21 protein-coding genes are annotated in these 23,288 nt (G+C 71.1%); 5 read left to right on the top strand and 16 right to left on the bottom strand.

Going from position 1 to position 23,288, the window contains the following annotated elements; genetic code table 11:
- Positions 1-42 precede the first annotated feature (42 nt).
- From QWU11_RS18370 to QWU11_RS18345, 6 genes are all read right to left on the bottom strand, one after another.
- The gene (locus QWU11_RS18370; protein ID WP_290112646.1) at positions 43-2,190 is read right to left on the bottom strand and encodes an FUSC family protein; all 2,148 of its coding nucleotides are present in this window, start codon (positions 2,188-2,190) and stop codon (positions 43-45) included.
- Between the two features lie 66 nt (positions 2,191-2,256).
- A complete protein-coding gene (locus QWU11_RS18365; protein WP_290112644.1) occupies positions 2,257-3,330 on the bottom strand; it encodes a S8 family peptidase in 1,074 nt (357 codons plus the stop codon).
- 102 nt (positions 3,331-3,432) lie between these two features.
- A complete protein-coding gene (locus QWU11_RS18360) occupies positions 3,433-3,894 on the bottom strand; it encodes a histidine phosphatase family protein (protein ID WP_290112600.1) in 462 nt (153 codons plus the stop codon).
- A gap of 227 nt (positions 3,895-4,121) precedes the next feature.
- The gene (locus QWU11_RS18355) at positions 4,122-6,515 is read right to left on the bottom strand and encodes a sodium-translocating pyrophosphatase (protein WP_290112594.1); all 2,394 of its coding nucleotides are present in this window, start codon (positions 6,513-6,515) and stop codon (positions 4,122-4,124) included.
- A 401-nt stretch (positions 6,516-6,916) separates the two neighbouring features.
- Positions 6,917-7,339, bottom strand: a complete 423-nt coding sequence (locus QWU11_RS18350) for an ATP-binding protein (protein ID WP_290114266.1) — start codon at positions 7,337-7,339, stop codon at positions 6,917-6,919.
- Positions 7,340-7,358: 19 nt separating this feature from the next.
- Positions 7,359-7,712: an STAS domain-containing protein gene (locus QWU11_RS18345; RefSeq protein WP_141956108.1), complete on the bottom strand. Its 354-nt coding sequence runs from the start codon at positions 7,710-7,712 to the stop codon at positions 7,359-7,361.
- 301 nt (positions 7,713-8,013) lie between these two features.
- On the opposite strand from QWU11_RS18345, the gene QWU11_RS18340 reads away from it, so the two are divergent.
- Positions 8,014-10,266 carry a DEAD/DEAH box helicase gene (locus QWU11_RS18340; protein WP_290114264.1) on the top strand — a complete coding sequence of 751 codons (2,253 nt, stop codon included), beginning with the start codon at positions 8,014-8,016 and terminating at the stop codon, positions 10,264-10,266.
- Positions 10,267-10,351: 85 nt separating this feature from the next.
- Positions 10,352-10,762 (top strand): hypothetical protein, encoded by a 411-nt coding sequence (locus tag QWU11_RS18335; protein ID WP_290112585.1) that lies wholly within the window; start codon positions 10,352-10,354, stop codon positions 10,760-10,762.
- Positions 10,763-11,124: 362 nt separating this feature from the next.
- On the opposite strand, the gene QWU11_RS18330 is transcribed toward QWU11_RS18335, so the two are convergent.
- Positions 11,125-12,261, bottom strand: a complete 1,137-nt coding sequence (locus QWU11_RS18330) for a hypothetical protein (RefSeq protein ID WP_290112583.1) — start codon at positions 12,259-12,261, stop codon at positions 11,125-11,127.
- A 181-nt stretch (positions 12,262-12,442) separates the two neighbouring features.
- Here QWU11_RS18330 and QWU11_RS18325 point away from each other — a divergent pair, with 181 nt between their 5' ends.
- The 3 genes from QWU11_RS18325 to QWU11_RS18315 all read left to right on the top strand — a co-directional run bounded on the left by QWU11_RS18325 (position 12,443) and on the right by QWU11_RS18315 (position 15,112).
- Positions 12,443-12,658: a hypothetical protein gene (locus QWU11_RS18325; protein ID WP_290112575.1), complete on the top strand. Its 216-nt coding sequence runs from the start codon at positions 12,443-12,445 to the stop codon at positions 12,656-12,658.
- Positions 12,659-13,436: 778 nt separating this feature from the next.
- Complete coding sequence (locus tag QWU11_RS18320; RefSeq protein WP_290112573.1) at positions 13,437-13,865, top strand: Rrf2 family transcriptional regulator; 429 nt, start codon at positions 13,437-13,439, stop codon at positions 13,863-13,865.
- A gap of 32 nt (positions 13,866-13,897) precedes the next feature.
- Positions 13,898-15,112: a globin domain-containing protein gene (locus QWU11_RS18315; protein ID WP_290112537.1), complete on the top strand. Its 1,215-nt coding sequence runs from the start codon at positions 13,898-13,900 to the stop codon at positions 15,110-15,112.
- On the opposite strand, the gene QWU11_RS18310 is transcribed toward QWU11_RS18315, so the two are convergent.
- From QWU11_RS18310 to QWU11_RS18270, 9 genes are all read right to left on the bottom strand, one after another.
- Positions 15,055-15,636 (bottom strand): Rv3654c family TadE-like protein, encoded by a 582-nt coding sequence (locus QWU11_RS18310; protein ID WP_290112535.1) that lies wholly within the window; start codon positions 15,634-15,636, stop codon positions 15,055-15,057. The two genes, QWU11_RS18315 and QWU11_RS18310, sit on opposite strands and share 58 nt — an antisense overlap.
- Before the next feature lie 298 nt (positions 15,637-15,934).
- Positions 15,935-16,483 carry a TadE family type IV pilus minor pilin gene (locus tag QWU11_RS18305; RefSeq protein WP_290112533.1) on the bottom strand — a complete coding sequence of 183 codons (549 nt, stop codon included), beginning with the start codon at positions 16,481-16,483 and terminating at the stop codon, positions 15,935-15,937.
- Positions 16,480-16,671: a DUF4244 domain-containing protein gene (locus QWU11_RS18300; RefSeq protein WP_290112507.1), complete on the bottom strand. Its 192-nt coding sequence runs from the start codon at positions 16,669-16,671 to the stop codon at positions 16,480-16,482. Before QWU11_RS18300 ends, QWU11_RS18305 begins: the two co-directional genes overlap by 4 nt.
- A gap of 159 nt (positions 16,672-16,830) precedes the next feature.
- Positions 16,831-17,742, bottom strand: coding sequence for a type II secretion system F family protein (locus tag QWU11_RS18295; protein WP_290112492.1), 912 nt, complete (start codon positions 17,740-17,742; stop codon positions 16,831-16,833).
- Between the two features lie 424 nt (positions 17,743-18,166).
- Complete coding sequence (locus tag QWU11_RS18290; protein ID WP_290112490.1) at positions 18,167-18,898, bottom strand: type II secretion system protein; 732 nt, start codon at positions 18,896-18,898, stop codon at positions 18,167-18,169.
- A gap of 225 nt (positions 18,899-19,123) precedes the next feature.
- Complete coding sequence (locus QWU11_RS18285) at positions 19,124-20,272, bottom strand: TadA family conjugal transfer-associated ATPase (protein ID WP_290112488.1); 1,149 nt, start codon at positions 20,270-20,272, stop codon at positions 19,124-19,126.
- Positions 20,265-20,402, bottom strand: coding sequence for a hypothetical protein (locus QWU11_RS18280; protein ID WP_290112470.1), 138 nt, complete (start codon positions 20,400-20,402; stop codon positions 20,265-20,267). The genes QWU11_RS18285 and QWU11_RS18280 overlap by 8 nt, the downstream gene beginning before the upstream one ends.
- Positions 20,403-20,409: 7 nt before the next feature.
- Positions 20,410-21,480, bottom strand: coding sequence for a septum site-determining protein Ssd (gene ssd, locus QWU11_RS18275; protein WP_290112468.1), 1,071 nt, complete (start codon positions 21,478-21,480; stop codon positions 20,410-20,412).
- An 885-nt stretch (positions 21,481-22,365) separates the two neighbouring features.
- Positions 22,366-23,145 carry an oxidoreductase gene (locus tag QWU11_RS18270; protein WP_290112455.1) on the bottom strand — a complete coding sequence of 260 codons (780 nt, stop codon included), beginning with the start codon at positions 23,143-23,145 and terminating at the stop codon, positions 22,366-22,368.
- Positions 23,146-23,288: the final 143 nt, after the last annotated feature.

The following is a 23,288-nucleotide window of genomic DNA, read 5'->3' as shown; positions in this document are numbered from 1 at the left end:
CCCCCGTGGTCGGCAGGTGGCGTTCCGTCCACTACAGCACGGTCATCCTCCGGACCGGGCACCGGCGTGACCGGAGGCGGCGAGGCGTTCGGCGTCCGCGACCAGGGAGCGGACGGCGTGCCGGGCGCTCGCGGCCCGTACGAGCAGGCGCCGGAGCGTGGTGACCGCCTCGGTGCCGACGCCGTCGAGCTCGTCGCGCCGCCGCCGGTCGAGCCCGGACAGGTGGTCGTCGAAGTCCTTCAGCAGGCCGTCGAGGGCGAGTTCGGCCGGCTCCGGGGCGTCGGCCGCGGCGTCCAGGTGGTCGGCGACCCGGTCGAGGATGGCGCAGACCGGGCCGGCGTCCAGGTCCTCCTCGTCGGGCAGGGTGGCCAGGAGCTTCAGGTCGTCCCGTACGCTCCGGGCGGCGGACGCCGCCTCCCGGATGCGCGGGAGGACCTCCTCGGGCGGCGAGGGCTCGCGGCCGAGGCGTTGCGCCGCTTCCTCCAGCTCGTCGCCGGCGGACGCGGCGTCCTCGGTGCGGCGGCGGACCGGTGCCTCGGTGTCGCCGTCGAACCGCGCGGCGATGGCCCGTACGAGCCGTGCGTGGGCGCGCATCACCTCGGCGACCTGCCCGGGGACCTGCCGGAGCGTGCCGGTCGGCCACAGCACCCGCGCGGCGGCCAGGGCCAGCAGGCCGCCGGCGAGAGTGAGCCCGATCCGCCAGGCCGCCGCCGACCAGGACAGGGCGTCGGAGAAGTCGATCAGCAGCATGATCATCGGCGTGCTGAAGATCATCCAGTACGCGTGGTTCGCCGACCGGAAGGTGAAGCCGAAGATCGCACCAACGAAGATCAACGCGACGAGCGTCACCTCGCCCGGCGCGATCGCCAGGGCGAGTGCGGCGACGATCGCGCCGATCGCGGTGCCGCCGACCCGCTTGATCACGCGATTGACCGTGCCGCCGTAGGAGTCCCGCAGGCTGAGCAGGACGGTGATGGTCAGCCAGTGGCCGTGCGGCAGCCTCAGCCCGGTGGCGAGGACCATGGCCGAGGCGACGGCCACCCCCACGCGTACGGCGTGCCGGAACCCCGGCGAGCGGGTGGCGACGGCCTCCCTCAGCCGGGTCCAGCCGCCGGTCGGCCGGTCGGGCAGGTGGGGAACGTCGAAGCCGATCGTCAGGCCCTCGCCGACGATCTGCCGCGCGCCGTCCACGACGCCGGCCATCCGGCCGAGCGCCTGACGGACCCGCACGAGGAGGGCGGTGGCGACCAGGTCGGTCCGCAGCCATTCCTCGCGGACCTCGTCGGTCACCCGGGAGAACCTCTCCAGCGCGACGCTCTCGCCGTCGCCGAGCGGCCGGTCGGCGCGCGTCTCGATGGCGCCGGCGAGCAGCCGCAGCCGGGCGGCGAGCGAGGACACGGCCACCCGGCACTCGCGTTCCCAGTGCTCGGGCGGTGCGGCCGCCCGGACGGCGCCGAGCATCGCGCGCAGGGCGACCGCCTCGTCCGTGGTCCGCCGGAGCGCGTCCAGCAGCCTGCGCGGACGCTCCTGGTCGTCCCGCCCGCCCGTGCGGTAGAGCCCGTACGTGACCCGGGCCTGCCGGATCGTGTCGTACGCCTGGCGGCGGCGCGCGGTCCACTCCTCGTCGTCGGGCCCAGGTGTGGCGAGAACGTCGAGCGCGGCGGCCACCGCTCCGGCGGCCTCGGCCAGCGACATCCGCAGCGGGCGCAGCCGATGCGTGATCCAGGGCGCGACCAGCAGCGCGGAGACGAACAGGCCGCCGGACATCTCCAGGAAGCCGTCGAAGATCACCGGACTGCTCGTGGGCCGGATCACCGCGAGCACCGTGCACAGCGTCGCGGTCGGCCCCATCCACGGCATGAGCGAGGCGAACGTCGCGACGACGGGCACGGCCGCGATCGCGAGCCACGGGTGGCCGCTCAGCAGGCCGCCGAGCCAGGTGAAGACCGTGACGACGGCGACCGCGGTGAGCAGCGCGCGGGCGCGGGCTCCGTACGGTCCGCTGGGCGCGGCCAGGGCGACGTAGAAGGCGCCGAGGGCGACGAGGACGCTGGCCGCGGTGTGCCCGGTCAGCAGCCCGACCACGAGGGGCGTGGCGACGCCGAACGCGGTGACGGTGCCGTAGATCGGGGCGGTCTCCCCTTCGGACTCGGCGTACGTCGCGTGCAGCCACGCGAGCGAGGACCGCATGCCTCACCTCCCGGCGTTGTCCCGCCTACTACAGCACGGCACCGGCGCGGGAACGGTGCCCGGGTCTCAGAGACCGCCGGTGTTCAGCAGGAGGTTGGGCGTACCGGCCGGGACGCCCTTCACGGCGCCCTTCACCGCGTGCGAGGTGATCCAGCCGGTGACGGCCGTCTGCGAGCCGTCGCCCTCGGCTTCCTTGTAGAGGGCGGCCACACCGACGACGTGCGGGGCGGCCATCGAGGTGCCGTTGATCGTGTTGGTGCCGCCCTTCGGCCAGTCGGAGGTGATCTCGACCCCGGGCGCGTACAGCTTCACGCACGTGCCGTGGTCGGTGAAGACCGCCGAGGCGTCCGCCCGGTCCTCGGCCGCGACGGCGAACACACCGTCGGCGCCGGAGGGCGAGCCGTCACAGGCGTCGGCGCCCTCGTTGCCGGCCGCGACCGCAAGGAAGACCCCGGACTCGGTCAGCTTCTTGGCGGCGGCGTCGATCGCGGCCGACTTGCCGCCGCCGAGCGACAGGTTGGCCACGGCGGGCTTCTCGGCGTTCTTGGCGACCCAATCCATACCGGCGAGGACGTCGGCGTCCGTGCCCGCACCGTCGCAGTCCAGGACGCGTACGGCCTTGAGCGTGACGCCCTTGGCGACGCCGTACCTGGCGCCGCCGACCGTGCCCGCGACGTGCGTGCCGTGCCCGTCGCAGTCCTTTCCGTCGCCGCCGGTCGCGTCGAAGGCCGTCGAGGCCCGGCCGCCGAAGTCGGAGACGGACGGGTCCACCCCGGTGTCGATGATGTAGGCGGTCACGCCCCTGCCGGTGTGGTGGTAGGTGTACTTGGTGTCGAGCCCGGAGTCGGAGTCGAGCCGGTCGAGGTTCCAGCCGGGGTCGCCCTGGGTGTCCAGGGTGTGCATGGGGACGGCCTTCTCGACGCCGAGGACGTCCGGTTCGTGGCGCAGGTGGTCGGCCTGGGCGGCGTCGAGCCGGGCCGAGAAGCCGTTCATGACGGTGGTGAACACGTGGGTGACGGCGCCGCTCGCGACCATCGCCCGGACGCCGGGCCGCACCGTGACGATGTACTGGCCGGAGGCCGTACCGGACGTGGGCACGAGGACCTGGGCGAGAAGGGGAAGCACGGCGAGTCTCTTCACGGTCTCTCCTGACACCAGGACGGCGTGACCGCCGCCGCCTCGAGTCGTCCCCGGTGCCGCCGGTGCGGACGCTGACGGGAGAGGAAGAAAGACGTTGCCGAGCTAGCTTCGGGGCGTCCAGAGGGAGACGAGACGGCCGGTGCCCGGCCACAGGTCGCCCCAGTCGCCGTCGAACTCGATGACGGCCGTCGCGGAGGTCGGGAAGTGGTCGTCCGCGGCGCCCGTGAGCCCGAAGACGAGCTGGTGCATCGAGGGGTTGTGCCCGACGACCAGGAGCGTCTCGGCGGACTGCTCGCGCAGCAGGTCGAGAATGTCCTCGGCATCGTTCTCGTACACCCGTTCCTCGAAGTCGACCGGAACGTCGAGACCCAGCCCCTCCAGGGTCTGCCGGGTCCGCAGGGAGGTCGAGCAGAGGACACGCTCGGGAAGGACGTTCGCGGCGCGCAGCTCGTCACCGGCCTGCTCGGCGTCCCGCCGCCCGCGCCCGGCGAGGGGCCGCTCGATGTCGGGAGTACCCAGCGGCGACGCGGCCTTGGAGTGCCGCAGCACGATGAGCCTGGGCATGTCAGCGCGGGGAGAGGATGACGGCGATCACCATGATCGCCAAAACGATCGCGACCATGACACCGACGAGCAACGCGAAGCCCTTGGCACCGGACGGCTGGGTATTCTGCATCCCCCCAGTCTGCCCCGCCCTACGACTCACCGGGGACACGGGTCGCACTGAACCCCTCCCCGGACGGCGAAAGGGCCGGGTGTCTCCACCCGGCCCTCTCACTTGTCATGCGCTGTCAGGAGGCGTTCGCCCGAGCCGTTTCGTCTTCGTCCGACTCGTCCTTTGCGCCATCCGGGGTCGTGCCGCTCTCCACGGCGGGCTCGCCGTCGTCGTCGAGCGAGGACGCCCGGCGCTTGGAGATGACGATCGCGCCCACGATCACGCCCAGCGAGACCACCGTGACGATGATGCGCAGCGTCGCGTTGGCGGCGTACGTCACCACGGCCTGGGCGATCAGCAGGGACACGAGGTTCATGACCTTGATCAGCGGGTTGATCGCCGGGCCCGCCGTGTCCTTGAACGGGTCGCCGACCGTGTCGCCGATGACCGTCGCCGCGTGCGCCTCGGAGCCCTTGCCGCCGAGGTGTCCCTCTTCGACGAGCTTCTTGGCGTTGTCCCACGCGCCACCGGAGTTTGACAGGAACACCGCCATCAGGGCGCCTGCGGCGATCGCGCCCGCCAGGAAGGCGCCCAGCGGCGCGTACCCCAGGGCGAAGCCGACCGCGATCGGCGTCAGAATCGCCAGCAGACCCGGTGTGGCCAGCTCACGCTGGGCGTCCGCGGTGCAGATGGCGACGACCCGGCCGTAGTCCGGCTTCTCGGTGTAGTCCATGATCCCGGGGTGCTCGCGGAACTGCTTGCGCACCTCCATGACCACCCGCCCGGCCGCACGGCCGACGGCCATGATCGCCAGGCCGGAGAACAGGAACACGACCGAGGCACCGATGATCAGCCCGATCAGCACGTTCGGGTTGTCGACGCCGAGGTTGAAGGTCTGGAATGTCGGCCCGAGGGCGTCCTTGACGTCCTTGCTCGCGCCGGACAGTTCGCTGACCACCGTCGTACGGAACGACCCGAACAGGGCGGTCGCGGCGAGCACGGCCGTCGCGATCGCGATGCCCTTGGTGATCGCCTTGGTGGTGTTGCCGACCGCGTCCAGACGCTCCAGGACGCTGGCGGCCTCTCCCTCGACGTCGCCGGACATCTCGGCGATGCCCTGCGCGTTGTCCGAGACCGGGCCGAAGGTGTCCATCGAGACGATGACGCCGACCGTGGTCAGCAGGCCGGTGCCGGCGAGGGCGACCGCGAACAGCGCGACCGTCGTGTTGCTGAAGCCGAGCAGGAACGCGCCGTACACGGCGGCGGCGATGACCAGCGCGGTGTAGACGGCCGACTCGAGACCGAGCGAGATGCCGGACAGGATGACCGTGGCCGGGCCCGTACGGGCGGACTCGGTGACGTCCTTGACCGGACGGCGGTTGGTCTCGGTGAAGTAGCCGGTGAGCAACTGGATCGCGCTGGCGAGCACGATGCCGACGAGTACGGCTCCGAGCGCCACCCACCGCGGGTCGACGTCGGCCAGGTGCGAGTCACCGGTGATCGCCGCGTCCGCGCCGTGCAGCTTGGAGAAGGAGTCCGGCAGGTACATGAAGGTCGCCACGGCCACCGCGATCGCGGAGATGATCGCCGAGATGAAGAAGCCGCGGTTGATCGCGCTCATGCCCGAGCGGTCCTTGGCGCGCGGCGCGACGGCGAAGATGCCGATCACCGCGGTGACCACGCCGATCATCGGCACGATCAGCGGGTAGACCAGGCCCTCGGTACCGAAGGCGACCCGGCCGAGGATCAGGCTCGCGACAAGCGTGACGGCGTAGGACTCGAACAGGTCCGCGGCCATGCCGGCGCAGTCGCCCACGTTGTCGCCGACGTTGTCGGCGATGGTGGCGGCGTTGCGGGGGTCGTCCTCGGGGATGCCCTGCTCGACCTTGCCGACCAGGTCGGCGCCCACGTCGGCGGCCTTGGTGAAGATGCCGCCACCGACACGCATGAACATGGCGAGCAGCGCGGCGCCGAAGCCGAAGCCCTCGAGCACGCCGGGCGCGTGGCCCTTGTAGATGAACACCACGACGGCCGCGCCGAACAGGCCCAGGCCGACGGTGAACATGCCGGCGACGCCACCCGTACGGAACGCGATCCGCATGGCGAGCTTCTCGCCGCTCTCACGCGCCGCGGCGGCCACGCGGACGTTGCCGCGCACCGCGAGCCACATGCCGGAGAACCCGGTGATGCCGGAGAACAGCGCGCCGATGACGAAGAAGACCGATCTGCCGATCTTCACCCCCGTCGTCTCTGCGGGAAGCAGGAGCAACAGGAACGGGATCAGAACGACGAAGATGGCCACCGTGCGGAACTGGCGTTTGAGGTACGCGAGCGCGCCCTCCTGCACAGCCTGCGCGATTTCCTGCATCTTCTCGGTGCCCTGACCGGCCGCGAGTACCTCGCGGACCAGAACAGCGGCAACGGCCAGCGCCAACAAAGCGATCACACCGACAACGACCACCAAGCTGAGGTCGCTGCCGCCGAGATTCACTTCCGCACTGGCCTGGGCGGGCACGTGAAGCCCAGACATGCATCCTCCTCGACAGGGCGTTAGATCCGGTCGCCTACGGGGGCTGACCGGGCCACTACCACGCGTCAGGCGGGCAATGGTGCCGGGAGTCTACGCATGCGTAGCCGGAATTAGAAGCCTGCTTGTTTGCTTAACAGGATCGGGATTGAGATGTGACGTCACCTACACCTGACCTTAATCTGCAGGCGCTAGGTAAATATGTCTTTCCAGGTCAATGGCGCTCACTCCGCGAAATAGACAATTACTCGCAGAGTCAGCGCCTCACCATTCAAAAACAATCGGGCCGACCTAAACCGACATTATACACAAGCCGGTAAAAGGGGTGTATAGGGGGCAGGCCCACGTACGCGAAGGGCCCCTCCGTCCGCGTCACGCGGTCGAAGAGGCCCTCGAAGAGAACGTCAGTCCTTCTTGGCCGGCCAGCTCATCGTGATCTCGACCCCCGACGGCGTCGATGAGATGTCGACGTCGTCGGCGAGTCCGGCGATGACGGCGAACCCCAGGTTGAGGTCGCCGTTGAGCTCGGCCAGGTCGGGCGTGACCTCGGTGGTTCCCTCACCCGCCGGGTCGTCGTTGGGCACGCGATCGGCCACCACGACCTCGAAGCGGTCCGCCCCGTCCCGCAGCTCCACCCGGACCGGCTCGGCCGGGCACTGCTGCTGATGGGCCTCCACAGCTCGTGAGCAGGCCTCACCGACCGCCAGCCGTACCTCGTCGAGCAGAGCCTCCTCGACCCCGCCACGCCGGGCGACGGCGGTGGCGACGAGCCGTGCGGTGCGCACGTGCACCGGAAGCGGACTGAACGTGAGCTCGACGGTGGCTATCTCGGGCGCCATCCCCGGCCTACTTCTGCTTCTTGCGGTGCTCTCGCGCGTCGTCGACGGAGTCGAAGATGCCGAAAACCTTGGTCAGGCCGGTGATCCTGAAGATCTTGAGGATGCGCTCCTGCGTGCAGACGAGCTCGAGAGAGCCGTCGTGCGCCCGTACCCGCTTGAGCCCGCCGACGAGGACACCGAGACCGGTCGAGTCAAGGAACTCCACCTTCTCCATGTCCACGAGAAGGTGATATTTGCCCTTGTTCACCAGATCAATGAGCTTCTCGCGGAGTTTCGGCGCAGTGTAGACGTCGATCTCTCCCTCCACGTTGATGACGGTGAGGTCATCATCAGTGGTGTAGTCACTAACCTTCAGGTCCACAGATCCTCCTGCGCCGTACCGCGTATTTAAGTCGGGGCACGGAACCCCGCCGTGATTCAACCACGCTCCGCCACCGTGTCTACACGAAATCGGCACACAGGGCGACTTCCCCCACGTACCGCGGGTCTCATGACAGCCCTGGGGGGCACCACGGACGGCGGTTCAAAGCGTTGTGCCCAGGATGCCAGACTGGAAACCTCCACACGGCGAACCGCTCCGATGAGAAGGAGTGACGCAGGCCATAGACACATCTCACGCCGGCGGCGACCACACGCCGCCCTCCCGCCCCACGGGTGAAGTCCTGCGCCGGCTGCTGAACGAACCACGCAACCGCCACCGGATCACCCACGTCGAGCACGTTCCCGCGCGTACGGGACGGACCGCCGACTGGCCTTCGTGGGCGCCCGCGCTGCTCGTCGACCGCCTGCGCCACGCCGGGATCTCACTGCCCTGGGAGCATCAGGCGCGGGCCGCCGACCTGGCGCACTCGGGCGAGTCGGTGATCGTCGCGACCGGCACGGCATCGGGCAAGTCGCTGGCGTACCTCCTGCCCGCGCTCGACGCGGTCTTCGACGGCGGCGCCGTGCTCTACCTCTCGCCGACCAAGGCGCTCGCCGCCGACCAGCTCCGCTCGCTGCGCGGGCTCAAGCTCGCCCAGCTGCGGGCGGCGACCTTCGACGGCGACACGCCGGCCGAGGACCGTACCTGGGTCCGCCAGTACGCGAACTACGTGCTGACCAACCCCGACATGCTCCATCGCACGATGTTGCCCGGACACGCCCGATGGGCCCCCTACCTCCGGCGTCTCCGTTATGTGATCGTGGACGAGGCCCATGGCTACCGCGGGGTGTTCGGTTCGCACGTCGCGCAGGTGCTGCGCCGGCTGCGGCGCGTCTGCAAGCGGTACGGGGCGGCTCCTGTCTTCATCCTCGCCTCGGCGACCGCGTCCTCGCCGGGCGCGGCGGCGTCGAGGCTCACCGGGGTTCCGGTCGCCGAGGTCGGCGACGACGCCTCCCCGCGCGGCGCGACGTCCTTCGCGCTCTGGGAGCCTCCGCTGACAGAGCTCCGCGGCGAGCACGACGCGCCCGTACGCCGGACGGCGACCGCGGAGGCCGCCGACCTGCTCGCCGATCTCGTGGTCGAGGACGTGCAGACGCTGGCCTTCGTACGCTCGAGGCGCGGCGCCGAGTCGGTCGCCCTGGGCGCCAAGCGCGCGCTGGCGGAGATCTCGCCCTCACTCCCGTCGCAGGTCGCGGCCTACCGCGCCGGCTTCCTGCCCGAGGAGCGGCGCGCGCTGGAAAAGGCGCTGCGCTCCCGCTCCCTGGTGGGCCTGGCCTCGACGAACGCGCTCGAACTCGGCGTCGACGTGTCCGGCCTGGACTCGGTGATCATTTGCGGCTGGCCCGGGACGCGCGCGTCGCTGTGGCAGCAGGCGGGCCGCGCCGGCCGGGCCGGGCAGGACGCCCTGGCCGTGCTCATCGCCCGCGACGATCCCCTCGACACCTACCTGGTGCACCATCCGTCGGCGATCTTCGGCTCGCCGGTCGAGGCGACGGTCCTCGATCCCGACAATCCGTACGTCCTGGCCCCGCACCTGTGCGCCGCCGCGGCCGAACTCCCGCTCACCGAGGCCGACCTGCCGATGTTCGGCCCGTCGGCCGCCACGGTCATTCCCGATCTCGTACGGCGGGGAATGCTGCGGCATCGCCCGGCGGGCTGGTTCTGGACCAAGCGCGAACGCGCCAGCGATCTCGCGGACATCCGTGGTGCGGGCGGCCCGCCCGTCCAGGTCGTGGAGGCCGCGACGGGGCGTCTGCTGGGGACGGTCGACGAGCCGTCCGCACACACGACGGTGCACGATGGCGCGGTCTACCTGCACCAGGGCGAGTCGTACGTCGTGCAGACGCTGCACCTGGACGACTCGGTGGCGCTGGTGGAGGCGGCCGATCCCGACTACACGACCACCGCGCGGGACGTCACCGACATTTCCATCCTGGAGACGCTGCGGTCGACGTCGTGGGGCGACGCGACGCTGTGCTTCGGCACCGTCGACGTGACGCGCCAGGTCGTGTCGTACCAGATGAGACGGTTGGCGAACGGCCAGGTGCTGGGCGAGCGGCCACTAGAACTGCCGCCCCGTACGCTCCGGACCCGCGCGGTGTGGTGGACGTTGCCGTCCCTGGACTCGTTCGAGGACGTGGCGGGCTCGGCACACGCGGCGGAGCACGCGTCGATCGGCCTGCTGCCGCTGTTCGCCACGTGCGACCGGTGGGACATCGGCGGCGTGTCGACGGCGCTGCATCCGGACACTGCTCGCATGACGGTCTTCGTGTACGACGGCCACGAGGGCGGCGCGGGCTTCGCGGAGCGGGGGTACGAGCGGGCGGGGGCATGGCTGCGGTCGACGCGAGAGGTCATCGCGGCGTGCGAGTGCGACCACGGCTGCCCGTCGTGCATCCAGTCGCCGAAGTGCGGAAACGGCAACGAGCCTCTCGACAAACAGGGGGCTCTGGACCTGCTGGATCTTCTGCTGAAGCAGGCGCCTCAGGAGTAACTTTGACTTGACCAAGTCACCACTTTGGTTAGATTGAGGCACGTCTCACGACAAATGCTGACTTGTTGGTACGAGAGGACGTCCGATGATCCTCCTGGGAATCCTCCTGGCGGGCGCCGCCGTCTGCGTGGCCGTCGGCATCGTCGCCGACAACTCGGCCCCCGCGACGATGAGCGTCTTCGGTCAGCACATACCGGGAGTGACCTCGGAGGCCCAGGTCTTCGTCGCGGGCATCGTCGTCTCGATCTTCTTCGTCATCGGCCTGGCGATCGCGTCGCTGGCCCTGGGCCGGTCGATGCGCGTACGGCAGGAGCTGCGCGACCTTCGCGAGGAGCGCGAGGAGTCACTGACCGCGCTGGAGATGGAACGCCAGCAGCTGGCCCGCGAACTCGCCCGCGCTCGCGGCAACACCCGCTCTCCCCAGACGACGGGTGACGTGCCGGTCGCCGGCAAGCGTGACCGGGACCCCGTGTCCCCGTTCTTCGACCAGTCCTGATTCCTGACCGGCGGAGAAACTCCCGCTTCGCGCTGGCTTGATCACCTGGCTCGCCCCCACCTGAACCTTCGTGCCAGGCACCGCGACGCCAGCCGGACGTGACGGCCTTGGGCGACGGTCCCCGGACGTGACGGCCCTGGTGTGGGGGCCCTGGGCGTGACAGCCCTTGGGTGATACCCCCACGACCAGCCGCATGGGCGATCGGTCCAGTCGTGTCATATCGCGCGGAAGGGTCGCGCCCTCCCTGTTCGCCGACCACGCAGGCGTTCGCCCAATGGGGTTCGCGTGTCATGCCGCTCGGCGTTCACGGGGCTCGCTGTGATCGGTCCAGCGATCGTCGCGGTTTGCGGCCGTTGGCCGACTCAGCGGCGGCGGCGACGGCCTCGGTAGTTGCGTCCGCCGTCGCCCTGCTGCTGTTCTTCGGCTGCGGAGGCGTCGTCGGTCGCGGGCGTGCTGTCGCCCGCCGCGTCGTCGGCCGTCGCCTCGGCGTCCGGAACGTGGTCCGCTGCCGACGCGTCGTCGGGCGTCGTCGCGGGTGGGGCGAGCTCCGACTCCGTCGACTGGGCGGCGTCCGGCGGCAGGGCGGTCTCGGCCGGACGGTCGAGCACGCTCGTCTCGGCTAGCGTCGCGGCGGCCCCGCGCGACTTCCTGCGGCCGATCAGCTTGCGGGCACCGATGGGATGCGCCCCGTCTGCGGCGAGACGCTGGCGGCGGGACCACATGCCGAGGTGCGCCGAGATGACCAGCAGTACGAGCGCGATCGCGAGGCTCTGCCCCCACTTGATCGGGGTGGTCTCGGAGACGTTGCGCGCCACGGTCCTGGTCGGCGGAGAGGCGACCTGCGGGTCCGGACTCGGGTACTGGAAGCTTGAGCCATCGGGCGCCACCGACGGAAGGCTGAAGGGTGAGGCCCCGTTCAGCGGGTTGAGCCCGAGGTTGCCGCCCGCGCCGTTCCCGGCACTGCCGGTGGGCAGCGAAGGCACATTCGCCCCCGAACCACCGCTGCTACCGCTACCGCCGCCTCCCGCCCGAGCGCTCTTGCTGGGGCTACTGCTGTGCGTCGGCTTCGCGGCGCTCGCCTTCTCCTTCACGGAGAAGCCGGCAGCCTTGTAGGTACACTTGGTGCCGTTACCGATGACCGCGAGCGTGAAGTAGCCGGCTTCGGGAACGACCGTGTCGCCCTGGATCGTCCCGGTATTGACGCTACTTCCGACCTGTTTGTCCAGGCCAGGACCGGAAATCTGCAAGTGCGCCTTAAGGACCATCCAGCCACTGATCGTGGCCGACACGTGCACGCTGGAACCGGCCCTGACAGTGCCCGTCGGGGGGCTGATGGACGCGCTGGCGAGTGGCGGACACGCGGCGGCCTGAGCGGCCTGCTGGTTCACGCCGATGGTGATCGCGGCAGCGACCATGGGAGTCATCAGGCTGACCGCGGCGACCTTGCGGACCCTCGTCACGACGCCGTCCCTTCGTCGAGCACCTTCCACCACCGCCACCAGAGGAACGAATCCTCAACGCGAAACCCACCCGGCGGCCGCCTGGTGCGGGGGCCGGTACCACCCGCCCGAACGACCGTGAGCTCGCACCCTCTGGAACCGATTGCCGAGCACCCTATCGGACTCTGTCTCCAATAGAGTCATGGATCCGCACAAATTGCAACGATCACCGTCGAGATGAGTGACGTCCGAATCTCCCGCGGTCGACGCCTTCGGCCCGCTTCAGCACAGATCACCCCGGGGCCGCCACGCCGCCGCGACCCGCGCCCGCGCCGGCCGGCGGTTCGCCTACCTCGACGAAGGCGCCTACCGCGGCAAGGGGCGCATGCGCCGACGAGGGCGGTGCATCAGCGAGGGGCGCGCGCATCGGCTTCCCGACCGGCGCGATCTACGGTGAGCCGTGGATCCTCGTCGGCGGCCCCACCCCTCATCGGCGCGCAAGCGCGTCCTCATCGGCGCGCACGCGCGAACCCCGGGAGCCGGTAAGCGGCGAGGACGCGGGATCGCCGCCGCAGCCGTGCGCCCGAGAAACCGAGGAACCGCAAGCGGTGAGAGCACTGGCTCGGGCCGCATCACGGCTCGGCCGGCCGGTAGGCCGACCGATGGGCCGCCAGTGGACCGGTGGGCCAGACGGCGGGTCGGCTGGTGGGCTGGTGGGTCGGTGGGTCGGTGGGTCGGTGGGTCGGTGGGTCGGTGGGTCGGTGGGTCGGTGGGTCGGTGGGTCGGTGGGTCGGTGGGCCGGTGGGCCGGTGGGCCGGTGGGCCGGTGGGCCGGTGGGTCGGTGGGCCGGTGGGCCGGTGGGCCGGTGGGTCAGTCCGCCGGTGGGTCGGTCGGCCCGCCGGCCGGCCGATTCGGCTGATCGGCCGTCGGTCGGTGATCCAGTCGGCCGGTGGGTCGGTCGGTCGGCGGTGGGTCGGTTCGGTGCGTCGATTCGGTGCGTCGATTCGGTGCGTCGATTCGGTGCGTCGATTCGGCTGGTCGGCCGTCGGTCGGTGATCCGGCCGGTGGGTCGGCCGTGCGCATGATTTCCGGTAGCAAGTGCCTCGGAACCTCTCCCGCGGCCGTGCGAGGTTTGCCACGACCACAGCCCACCAACGCCGCTACCAGCACAGATCACATTTTTCCCGTACCTCAAAGAGGATTCCGATACTCCTCTTTGAGGTAGAGTTCGAGCTGTGCACCTCAACCGCTCGACGGATATAGGGCTCCGCGTCCTCATGCTCAGTGCGACCCGGGACGACCTGCTCACGATCGACGAGCTGGCCGAATCCCTCGTGGTGCCCCGCCACCACCTGGCCAAGGTGGTCCAGCGGCTGCAACGGATGGGCCTGCTGGAGACCGTTCGCGGTCGCGGCGGGGGCGTACGGATCGCCGCCAAGGCCCGTACGGCCTCGGTCGGGGGCCTCGTACGCGAGCTGGAAGGCGGGACCGAGGTCGTCGACTGTGACGGCGACCCGGCCTGCCCGTTGCGTCGGGACTGCCGGCTGCGTGGAGCCCTGCGCCGTGCGCAGGAGGCGTTCTACGTCTCTCTCGACCCGATCACCGTCGGCGACCTGACCGCCCCGCCGACCCGGCAGGTGCTGTTGAACCTCAGCCGCCCCTGATCTTGTCCGCCCACTACTCACCTGGAGAATGAATGCTCTCCACAAGCAGCGCCACGGTCGTCGAGGCGACCCTTCCGGCCGTCGGCGAACATCTCGATGCCATCTCCGGTGTCTTCTACGACACGATGCTCGGCGAGAACCCGGACCTGCTCAACCTGTTCAGCCGCAGCGCGCAGGCCACGGGTGAGCAGAAACAGGCGTTGGCCGGTGCGGTCGCCGCGTTCGCGGCACACCTGGTCGGCAGGGGCCCGGACGCCTCTGCCTTCGACCACATCGTGGAGCGCATCGCGCAGCGGCACTGCGCCCTCGGCGTCCGCCCCGAGCAGTACGCGATGGTCGGGAAATACCTGCTGGCCGCGGTCGGCACCGTACTCGGTGACGCCGTCACCCCGGAGGTCGCCGCCGCCTGGGACGAGGTGTACTGGCTGTTCGCCGTACGGCTGATCGGCCGCGAGGCCCGCCTCTACGCCGAGGCCGATGTGGACGGCGCCGACCCGTGGCGTGAGTACACCGTGGCGAACAAGATCACCGAAGCGCACGAGACAGTGTCGTTCATCCTCACCCCTGCCGACGACGATCCCGCCCCCGGCTTCCTGCCCGGCCAGTACGTCACCGTCGCCGCAGACCTGCCCGATGGCACCCGCCAGCTACGGCAGTACTCGCTCTCGCAGGCGGCCACCGGTGGCGCCCTGCGGATCACCGTACGCCGGGTACGCGGCGTCGGCAGCGCCCCCGACGGCATGGTCTCCGGCTACCTGCACGACCACGTGACCATCGGCGACCGGCTGCGGCTGAGCCATCCGTACGGCGAACTCACCCTGCGCGACGGCGAGGCACCCCTGGTCCTGGTCAGCGCGGGCGTCGGCATCACCCCGATGGCCGCCATCCTGGACCACGTCTCACGCACCCAGCCGAACCGCCACGTCACGGCGGTGCACGCCGACCGCAGCCCTGAGCGCCACCCGCTGCGCGCGGACATGGACGTCAATGGCTCCCGGCTTCGCTCCTTCCGCAATCTCGTCTGGTATGAGCACGCCTCGGATGCTCCGGACGCGTTCACCGGCTTCATCGACACCGACGCGATCCCGCTGCATCCGGACACGGACGTCTATCTGTGCGGCCCGGTCCCGTTCATGCAGGTGGTAAGGGCCGGCCTGCATCGCCGCGGCCTGCCCGACGAGCGGATCCGCTACGAGGTCTTCGGCTCAGAGCAGTGGCGCCCGACCCCGGTCACGACACCCGCCTGACCCCTTCCGGAGTGAGGCCGCCAATCCGCGCCCCCGCAAGCCTCTGAGGACAGCCGAGATGAACGGGGAGACGGCCGGAGTGAATCGGAGGACGGCTGAGGTAAGCCGGAGGATGGCCGGGTTGCTTCGGGGGATGGCCGGGGGGCGCCGCAGAGAATCGGCGGATCGCACAACCCCGGTACCCGTTCGGGACCGGCTCGGGCCTGCCCCGTCGCGGTCAGGTGCCCCAGCATCGGAACGTCACTCAGTTCGGACACGACCACCACCTCCGAGACATGACCGTGCAACACACACCGGCGTAACCGTCCGCCCGAGCCGCGGGCGATCCGAGCGGCCAGCCGACACGCGCTTCGCGGTCCGTCCGAGGCATGCGACGCCGCGGCCAACGCCGCGAGGTCCGCCGCCGCATAGGCCCGATGCCGCGCCGCACGCACGCCGCCCACGGTCATCGCCATGGCCGCCACCGTCCAGGTAAGACCGATCAGCGCGAGCATCCATACGGTGCCCGACCCACGGTCCCCCACCGACCGTGCCCCGGCCGTACACGTGTCGCCTCTTGACCTGCCCACAGTCGTCCTCCTCTGCTCACCGAGCTGTGGCTGCGACCCAGAACCCGAAGATCGAGGTTCCACGCCACCCGCCCATGTGCCAGATGTCCGCCGCACACCCAACGACCCGCGCGTCACGCGTCTCCCGCGCACACCCGCCGCGCATCCGCAGGCCCCCCGGCTGTAAGTCCGCGCACCCGCGCGGGCGCATGTGGGGATGGGTGAACTGGTGGACACGGAAGGCGGGCGACCGTATTTGTCTCGACTGCATCGCCTAGGGATCGGGTTCTGGTTCGCCTCCCTCCGGTTCTGCCGCGGCGACGGCCTGGGCGTTCAGCCTCAACGCCGGGAACAGGCCTTTGAGCAGGGGGCGCGCCTCGGCCCGGACCACGACCCGGGTAGTCGTCGGGTCGTGGCTCAGGCTGACGTGCGCGTTCGGGGGTGCTGCTTTCAGGACTGCTGCTCGCACCTCCGACTGCGGCTCTCCGCGGGCCGCGGCTCGTGCGCCCGCTCGGGCCGCGTCGACGCAGGCGACCTGGGCGGCGGCCGCGCTCACGCCCCACAGCGCCACCGCCAGGACGATGACCAGGGCGGGGAACGCGACCGCCGTCTCTGCGGTGATGGAGCCGCGTTGTCTCCGGCACGCCTCGCCGGACGGTCGCCGTACCCGGGCAGAGCGTGCACTGGGACGGTGGACGGGCCGGGTCGTCTGCCGGCTGCCCGTCGTTCGGGCCTGCGCGACGACATCGTGCGGCTCACGCGTGATGCGGGCGCGCTCGCGCAGGGTCCTGACGTATCGGCGAGCCGGCGCGAAGAGGGTCATCCGACCAGGTTGAGTGCCCGGTGGATGATCGCTAAGAGCATTCGCCGGACTTCGGGGCTGGTCACGATTTTGAACAGGATGCCGGCGAAGGCGGCGGCCGCGACCGTACCGACCGCGTATTCGGCGGTGGACATTCCTCGGTCTCGGCAGTCGCGGCAACGGTGCAACACGGCGGACAGCTTGCGCATCGGGAGTCTCTCCTCAGGTCGCGGGCACGATCCGGCCCGCCACCCAGCGTGGCCGACTCATCACCCAAGCACCAGGTGAACCGCGTTCTGTGGATAACGCTCATCGTGGAGGCACACGATCTGCCAGAGCAGGAGACCCTGAGGCCGCTTGAGCCGTAGTCAGGGCAGGAGGACGTTCGCCGCGATGCCGGCGATGGCCGGGACGATGCCCAGCAGGACGAAGGCGGGGAGGAAGCAGAGGCCGAGCGGGGCCACCGCGCGTACGCCGGCGGTACGGGCGCGCGCGGACGCTGCGGCGCGGGCCGTACGGCGCTGGTCGCGGGCGAGGCGGGCCAGAGTGGCGGCGACCGGGGCTCCGCCGATGGCGGCTCGTGCGGCGGCCCGGCCGAGCGGGGCCAGGGCCGGGTCGCTCGTGAGGCTGAGCCATTCCGCGGCCGGGTCCGCACCGAGCCGGATGCGCGCGGCCACGCGTGCCAGGTCGACGCCGAGCGGGCCGCCCACGGCGTCGGCGACGGCTTCGACGGACTCGTGCCACGCGCCACCGCCGCGCAGGCAGGCGGCCAGGAGGTCGATCGCCAAGGGGAGTTCGGCGACGATCCGGGCACGGCGCTGCCGCACGGCTCGCGGCTCCAGGCGGGAGAGCACGCGTACGCAGCCGACCGTGACCAGGGCGCCTGCCGCCCAGCCCACGGGGCCGCCCACCAGCAAGGCGCAGACGAATCCGGCCAGGCCGCCTGCCGCCCATCGCATCCGTGCTTCCCGTCCTCCTCGGGGCGTGACCGGTGGATCGGGGGCCGGGAACAGTCGGCGGAGCCGCCTGCGCGGCTTGTCGTCGGGTACGGCGAGAAAGCCGGCCGCGCCGCAGCAGAGCACGGCCATCAGCGGCAGGATCATGGGCTCGCCTTCGGCAGGCGATCGAGGCGGGCCAGCCAGGGACCGGACGGGCATCGTGCCGGTCTGGTCGGCGTCCTGAGGTGGACGAGCGACGGAGGCGGGCGCGGGCACGACGGCCTGCGCGGTCCCGGCGGCGCCGAGCAGTATCCTCGCGCCGACCACCACGTCATCAAGCATCGCCGGTGGGATGGCGCGTGGTCCTCGCCTCGGCCGTGCGGGTCGTACTCGGAGTTCGTCATCGCGCTCCTTCAGGTGGTCGAGGATGGTGCGGCCGCTGACGCGCGACGGTCATCGCGACGGCGCGTGGCCCTGCCCCCGCCGTCGAAGTCGTCGGCTCGTCGCACCGCCCCTCGCGATGGTCGGCGGGGCGAACGGTGGGTGCTGACCTAGTGCGGCGCAGGACGGATCGCCTCTGGAGCGAGGACCGCGCAGAGCCTCACCGCTCTGCCGAGTTTTCCGGCGGCGCCGTACGGTCGCGGGCCCGGCCGTCGGGATCGGAGTCCTGGATCGGCCAGGGTCCCGTGCCCCAGGAGCGGAGTCGTGTCGAGCGCTGTCGTCGGCGAGGGGCGTCCTGGTCCGAGGTGGTCATCTCGTCTCCTCTTCACTGGGTTCGTTCGGCGGATCTGGCCAGGCGGGCGGTCCACCACAGGCCTGTGGCGTCGAGGGTGAGGCCGAGGCTCAGGCATAAGGCGCCCGGCAGGCTGGCGAACAGGAAGGTCAGCGGCCGGGCGCCCAGGACGGCGGCCATTCCCAGGCCGAGTGCGGGGAGGCCGGCCAGCAGGCGGGCGGTGGCTCGGGGACCCGCCAGTTGAAGGGCGATCTCCTCTCGGTGGGACTGTTCGTCTCTCAGCGCCTCGGCCAGGCCTTCGATGACCGAGGCGAGCATGCCGCCGCGGTCCATGCCGATTCGCCAGCAGCCCGCCAGGAGGCGGAGGCCCTCGCAGCCCTCGGCCGCCGAGGCCTCCGTCAGCGCCGCCGGGACGTCGTCGGCGCGCTCGGCCGCATCGATCACCGAGGGCAGGCCCGGTACGGCCGGGAGGACCCGGGCCGCCTCGATGAGGGCGACGGCGGCGGGTCGGCCGGCGGTCAGTTCGGCGGCGATGCCGTCGCACAGCTCGATCACGGCCGCGCGGCGCTTGGCGACATCGCGGCGACGGCCCGTCAGGGCGCCGGCCGTTGTACGAAGCCAGGCGATCACGGCCGGGGGCCTGGACCGGCGGGAGGGATCCGGTGCCGTACGGAGGACGGCGGTGAGGCGCAGAGTGGCCGGTGACGGCAGGAGCAGGATCCACACCGCCGCGAAGACGCAGGCCACGCTCGCGGCGGCCGTCATGGCGCGCACTCCTCACGGCCGCGGGGCGCGGCTCCGAGCAGGGCCCGGCGACCCGAGCACGCGAAGACCGGTCCCCGCGAACGTCCGGGAGCACGGATGGCCGTCATACCGGGCGCCCCCGAAAACGTGCCGGTCTCCGGCCGCCGGCGACACGACGAGCACGCCTCTGGGCGTGGGGCGTCAGGAGCTCGTGGTCCGTTCCGACGTGAGGTGCATGGAGGCTCTTCATGAGGAGTGGTTCGTCAGGAGGGACTGCAGGGCCGGCATTCCGATCGCCTCGGTGATGTGGCCGGTCGGGCTGAAGAGGATCGCCGGGACCACGTGGACCAGGCCGTTTCCGGCTCGCTCGAAGACGCAGATCTCGGCGACCCGGCGGCGACCGGCGGAGCGGACCAGGTGGATCACCACGTCCAGGGCCGCCGCCAGCTGGCTGTGGACCGCGTCGCGGGTCAGGCCGGCGGCGCAGGCCAGGGCCTCCAGGCGTGCGGGGACGTCGGCCGGGGCGTTGGCGTGGACCGTCGCGCAGCCGCCCTCGTGACCCGTGTTCAGCGCCGCCAGGAGATCCACCACCTCGTCGCCTCTCACCTCGCCGACGACGAGGCGGTCGGGGCGCATCCTCAGGGCCTGGCGGACCAGGTCGTGGAGGGTGACGCCGCCGGCTCCCTCCACGTTGGGCGGGCGTGCCTCCAGGCTGACGACGTGTGGATGGGCCGGGCGGAGTTCGGCGGAGTCCTCGACCAGGACCAGGCGTTCTCCCGGGTCGGCCAAGGACAGCAGCGACGACAGGATCGTCGTCTTTCCGCAGCCCGTGCCGCCCGTCACGATGAAGGCGACCCGGGCGGCGACCAGAGCGCCCAGCAGCGCGGCTCCGGCCGGCGGGACGGTGCCGGCCGCCACCAGCTCGTCCAGGGTGAAGGCGCGGCGCCTCGGCAGGCGCAAGGAGACGGTCGTGCCGGCCGAGGCGATCGGCGGGAGCACGGCGTGCAGGCGGACGCCTCCCGGCAGGCGTGCGTCGGCGTACGGGGCGGTGTCGTCCAGGCGGCGGCCGGCGAGGGCGGCCAGGCGCTGGGCCAGGCGGCGTACGGCGGACTCGTCGGGGAACCTCACCTGGGTCAGCCGCAGGCCCTCGCCCGCGTCCACCCATACCTCGCTCGGGCCGTTGACCAGGACGTCCGTCACGCCCGGGTCGCGCAGGAGAGGTTCGAGGGGGCCGGCTCCCACCAGGTCGGCTCGTACTTCGTCGGCCAGGGACAGCACCTCGGTGTCGCCTAACGTGCGGCCCTCCGCCCGTAACGCCGCCGCCACCTGGGCGGCCGTCGGGGCGGCACCCGCGCCGATGAGGCGAGCGCGTACGGCATCGGTCAGATCAGTCATCAGGGTCACCTTCCGAATCGAGAGCGAAAAGGGTGTCGAGCGAGCCGGCTCCGACGAGGTCGGCTCGTACTTCCGCAGCCACCGGGGCGGCCCCGGCCCCGACCAGGTCGGCGCGTGCGGTGTCGGTCATCACGGGGTCACCTCTGCCGGGGGCGGACGGGGCGTTCCTGGGCCAGATAGCCGAGGAAGCGGGTGCAGAAGGCGCCCAGCGGCCCGCCGGCCCCGACGGGATCGCCGCTTTCGACCGCCACGGCCAGGCGGCGGTCGGCCGCCATCACCCCGGCCAGAGGAAGCCGTAGCGACTCGGCGATGACGTCGGCCTTCAGCCCTCCGGGCGCCGGTCCGCGTACGACCAGGCGCAGGTCTCTCGTATAACGACGGGCCACCTCTGCGACCCGGTCGGCGGCCACGGCCGCGCGCACCTCGGCGGGGACCACGATCAACGTCATGTCCGCGGTGGACAGGGCCTCGACCGTCGCGTCGGTCGGCTGGCGGGGCAGGTCGGCGACGACCAGGTCATAGCCCCGCGTCGCGGCATCCAGGACCGAGCGCATCGTCTCCGCCGGCACCGGCTCGACCGCCCCGCGGTGCCAGGACAGGACCGCCAGGCCGCCGTGGGCCGGGAGCGAGTCGTGCAGCGCGGCGCTGCTCAGCCGGCCACGGCGCTCGGAGTAGTCGGACCAGCGCGCGCCAGGAGCGTCTTCGGCGCCTAAGACCAGGTCGATGCCCCCGCCCAGCGGGTCGCCGTCGATCAGCAGCGTGCGGAGCCCGCGGCCGGCGCCGGTGCTGGCCAGCGCGGCGGACAGCACGCTCGCGCCGGCGCCCCCGCGGCCGCCGAGAACCGCGACCGTGGTCGCGCCGAGAGCGGACGGCTCCACGGCGGCGGCCATGCGCTCGACCAGCCAGGTCTCCGCGTCTGGAAGGGGCGCGACTTCCTGCGCGCCGATGTCGACGGCGAGCCGGTAAACGCCCTCCCGGTCCGGGTCGGAGGTCGCCAGGATCACGCCCGGCCGGCGCGGCGGAGCACGGCTCGCGAGCTCGGCGGCCAGGTCGGGACCGGCCACGACCAGAGCCGCGTCGCGCCACGCCGACCAGGCCCGTACGGCGTCGGACGCGACACCGGCCTCCACGTTCGCGGCGGCGGCGAGACGCAGCAGGTCATCGAGGAGTTCGGCGTCGGCGGAAGCGATCAGGATGGCGGCGGACATGAGCATCTCCCTCGGCTCGGCGAGTTCAACGATGCGTCCACGGGACCGGCGGGCGAAAGCCCCTGTCCACAGACTGTGGATAACCGGATGCGATTACGGAACGGAGCCGGAAAGGAACAGAGTCCGCATCCGGACAACGGCCGGAGGAGGCCAGGGGAAACCATCCACGAAAGGAGAAAACAAGGCGACCCCCGCCGGGGGGGAGAGCGGGGGTCGCCAGACGGTCCGGCTCTGGGGGGGTAGAGCCGGACCCGTTTTTCCAAGGAAGTCTTAGTCGAACCTAAAGAGGGAGGGTCACCGTCAGGAAGAACGTATACCCAGCCTCCTCAGTGTATGCAGATTCGACATATGCTGCCCCATCGCGGACCGTTGCGTCGAGTGGCGGTCTATTTCCCGAAGCACGAGCGCCGCCCAGCGCCTCGCGACATATTCGGACATAAGCCACCTGCGTAACACCGGGAACACCGGCCGCAAGTCTCGCAGCGTAGCGGATATGTTCTAGATCGTTCCTGCGACGGGGCCGCGGATCGACCGCGATCTTAGATCACTCTAGGTAGTCGCTCTACCGAACCGAGACGCGATTCGCGAAGGACGCCCCGCTTCCCACCGACCCCGTACGGCACCCACGGCCGCGCGTCTCTCCGGATCCCGGTTAGGGCTTGTCATCTGCGTGAATCCGGCGTAGACAGGTGTCACGGACGAAGTGTCCGAGCGCGGCAGCCGGGCACCCACGCGCGACCAGCCGCGGGAGGCGTGTCGAGACGGGCTTGACCCGATCCGACTGATCAAGGTGCACGCTTGGTAACCCGGTGTGACGTGACGGCGAGCGGCGTTCCCCAGGAACGCCGTTCGCTTAATTGGGAGCCTAAAAATCGGTCATAAGGCTCAAATTCGTGTGAATGCCTCGCAAACCGCCAAAGCGTCACGCGCCCCCAGGCCGAGAGCCTCCGCGCAGTGCCGCACCCATTGCGCGACGCCCTCCGGGGTGCCCGCGACATAGGCGAGCATCGCCTCACGATAAGCGGACCCGAGTTCCACATGCCCCACTTCCGGAACGGCCAGCGACTTCGGATCAACGCCCCGGTCGATGAGCGTCAGCCGTACCGCCGCCCGCGCCACGATCCCGTCCGCCGAACCGAATGGCCGCAGGGCCAGCAGCTCTCCGTGCACCACCGCCGCGACCACGATGGCCGGCGCCTCCGTCGGCGACGTCAGCAGGTCACTCAGCGCGGACAGCCGGGCCGCGACGGAAGACGGCGAAGGCGCCGGCCCCAAAGACAGCGGATCCGACGAGACGGACACCGACCGAGGACGCCCGACCTCCTCGGAGGCACCGGCCGCGAGCACGTGGAGCCGCGCCAGCGCCTGCCGGGGAGCGCTCCGCCACGCACCCGCGAGCGAACCGAGTGACGCGGACACCCGCAGCGCGCCCTGGATGAGCGGATCGCTCACCTCCCCGCGGCGTACCTCCTCCAGAGACGCCGCCGCCGCGCCCTCCAGCGCGCCCGACGCGCGCGCCCCGCGCAGCGCCGACTCCGCCGAGACCTCCGCGCTCCGCCGCCGGAGAATCCGATGTCCGAGCAGCCGGTCCACCGACTCCCGCGCCTCCTCGACGGCCTCACGTACGCCGGGCAGGCCTGCGACATGGGCAAATGGGTCGCTCATTCGGACGACCCTATTCGGCGGACAGCGGGTACCCTTCGCGGGGTCCGGACAGAGAGGCGTGACAAAGTCGCCGCCCCTTGTCACCACCGGTATCCAACTGCTGGAGTGGGGCTCTGACCACCGTCTCACCCATTGGCTAGAAG

Source organism: Actinomadura sp. DC4, from assembly GCF_030406325.1.
In the GTDB taxonomy this organism is placed as follows: Bacteria; Actinomycetota; Actinomycetes; order Streptosporangiales; family Streptosporangiaceae; genus Actinoallomurus.
Note: the sequence above shows the minus strand (reverse complement) of the source record. Positions and strands in the feature narration are given on the sequence as shown.

Bases quoted from the DNA above. Each gene is read 5' to 3' on its own strand.
- QWU11_RS18370 (WP_290112646.1), bottom strand. From the start codon at position 2,190: ATGCGGTCCTCGCTCGCGTGGCTGCACGCGACGTACGCCGAGTCCGAA.
- QWU11_RS18360 (WP_290112600.1), bottom strand. From the start codon at position 3,894: ATGCCCAGGCTCATCGTGCTGCGGCACTCCAAGGCCGCGTCGCCGCTG.
- QWU11_RS18290 (WP_290112490.1), bottom strand. From the start codon at position 18,898: ATGACGGCCGCCGCGAGCGTGGCCTGCGTCTTCGCGGCGGTGTGGATC.
- QWU11_RS18285 (WP_290112488.1), bottom strand. From the start codon at position 20,272: ATGACTGATCTGACCGATGCCGTACGCGCTCGCCTCATCGGCGCGGGT.
- QWU11_RS18315 (WP_290112537.1), top strand. From the start codon at position 13,898: ATGCTCTCCACAAGCAGCGCCACGGTCGTCGAGGCGACCCTTCCGGCC.
- QWU11_RS18305 (WP_290112533.1), bottom strand. From the start codon at position 16,483: ATGACCCTCTTCGCGCCGGCTCGCCGATACGTCAGGACCCTGCGCGAG.
- QWU11_RS18355 (WP_290112594.1), bottom strand. From the start codon at position 6,515: ATGTCTGGGCTTCACGTGCCCGCCCAGGCCAGTGCGGAAGTGAATCTC.
- QWU11_RS18295 (WP_290112492.1), bottom strand. From the start codon at position 17,742: ATGCTTGATGACGTGGTGGTCGGCGCGAGGATACTGCTCGGCGCCGCC.
- QWU11_RS18335 (WP_290112585.1), top strand. From the start codon at position 10,352: ATGATCCTCCTGGGAATCCTCCTGGCGGGCGCCGCCGTCTGCGTGGCC.
- ssd (WP_290112468.1), bottom strand. From the start codon at position 21,480: ATGTCCGCCGCCATCCTGATCGCTTCCGCCGACGCCGAACTCCTCGAT.
- QWU11_RS18270 (WP_290112455.1), bottom strand. From the start codon at position 23,145: ATGAGCGACCCATTTGCCCATGTCGCAGGCCTGCCCGGCGTACGTGAG.
- QWU11_RS18280 (WP_290112470.1), bottom strand. From the start codon at position 20,402: ATGACCGACACCGCACGCGCCGACCTGGTCGGGGCCGGGGCCGCCCCG.
- QWU11_RS18300 (WP_290112507.1), bottom strand. From the start codon at position 16,671: ATGCGCAAGCTGTCCGCCGTGTTGCACCGTTGCCGCGACTGCCGAGAC.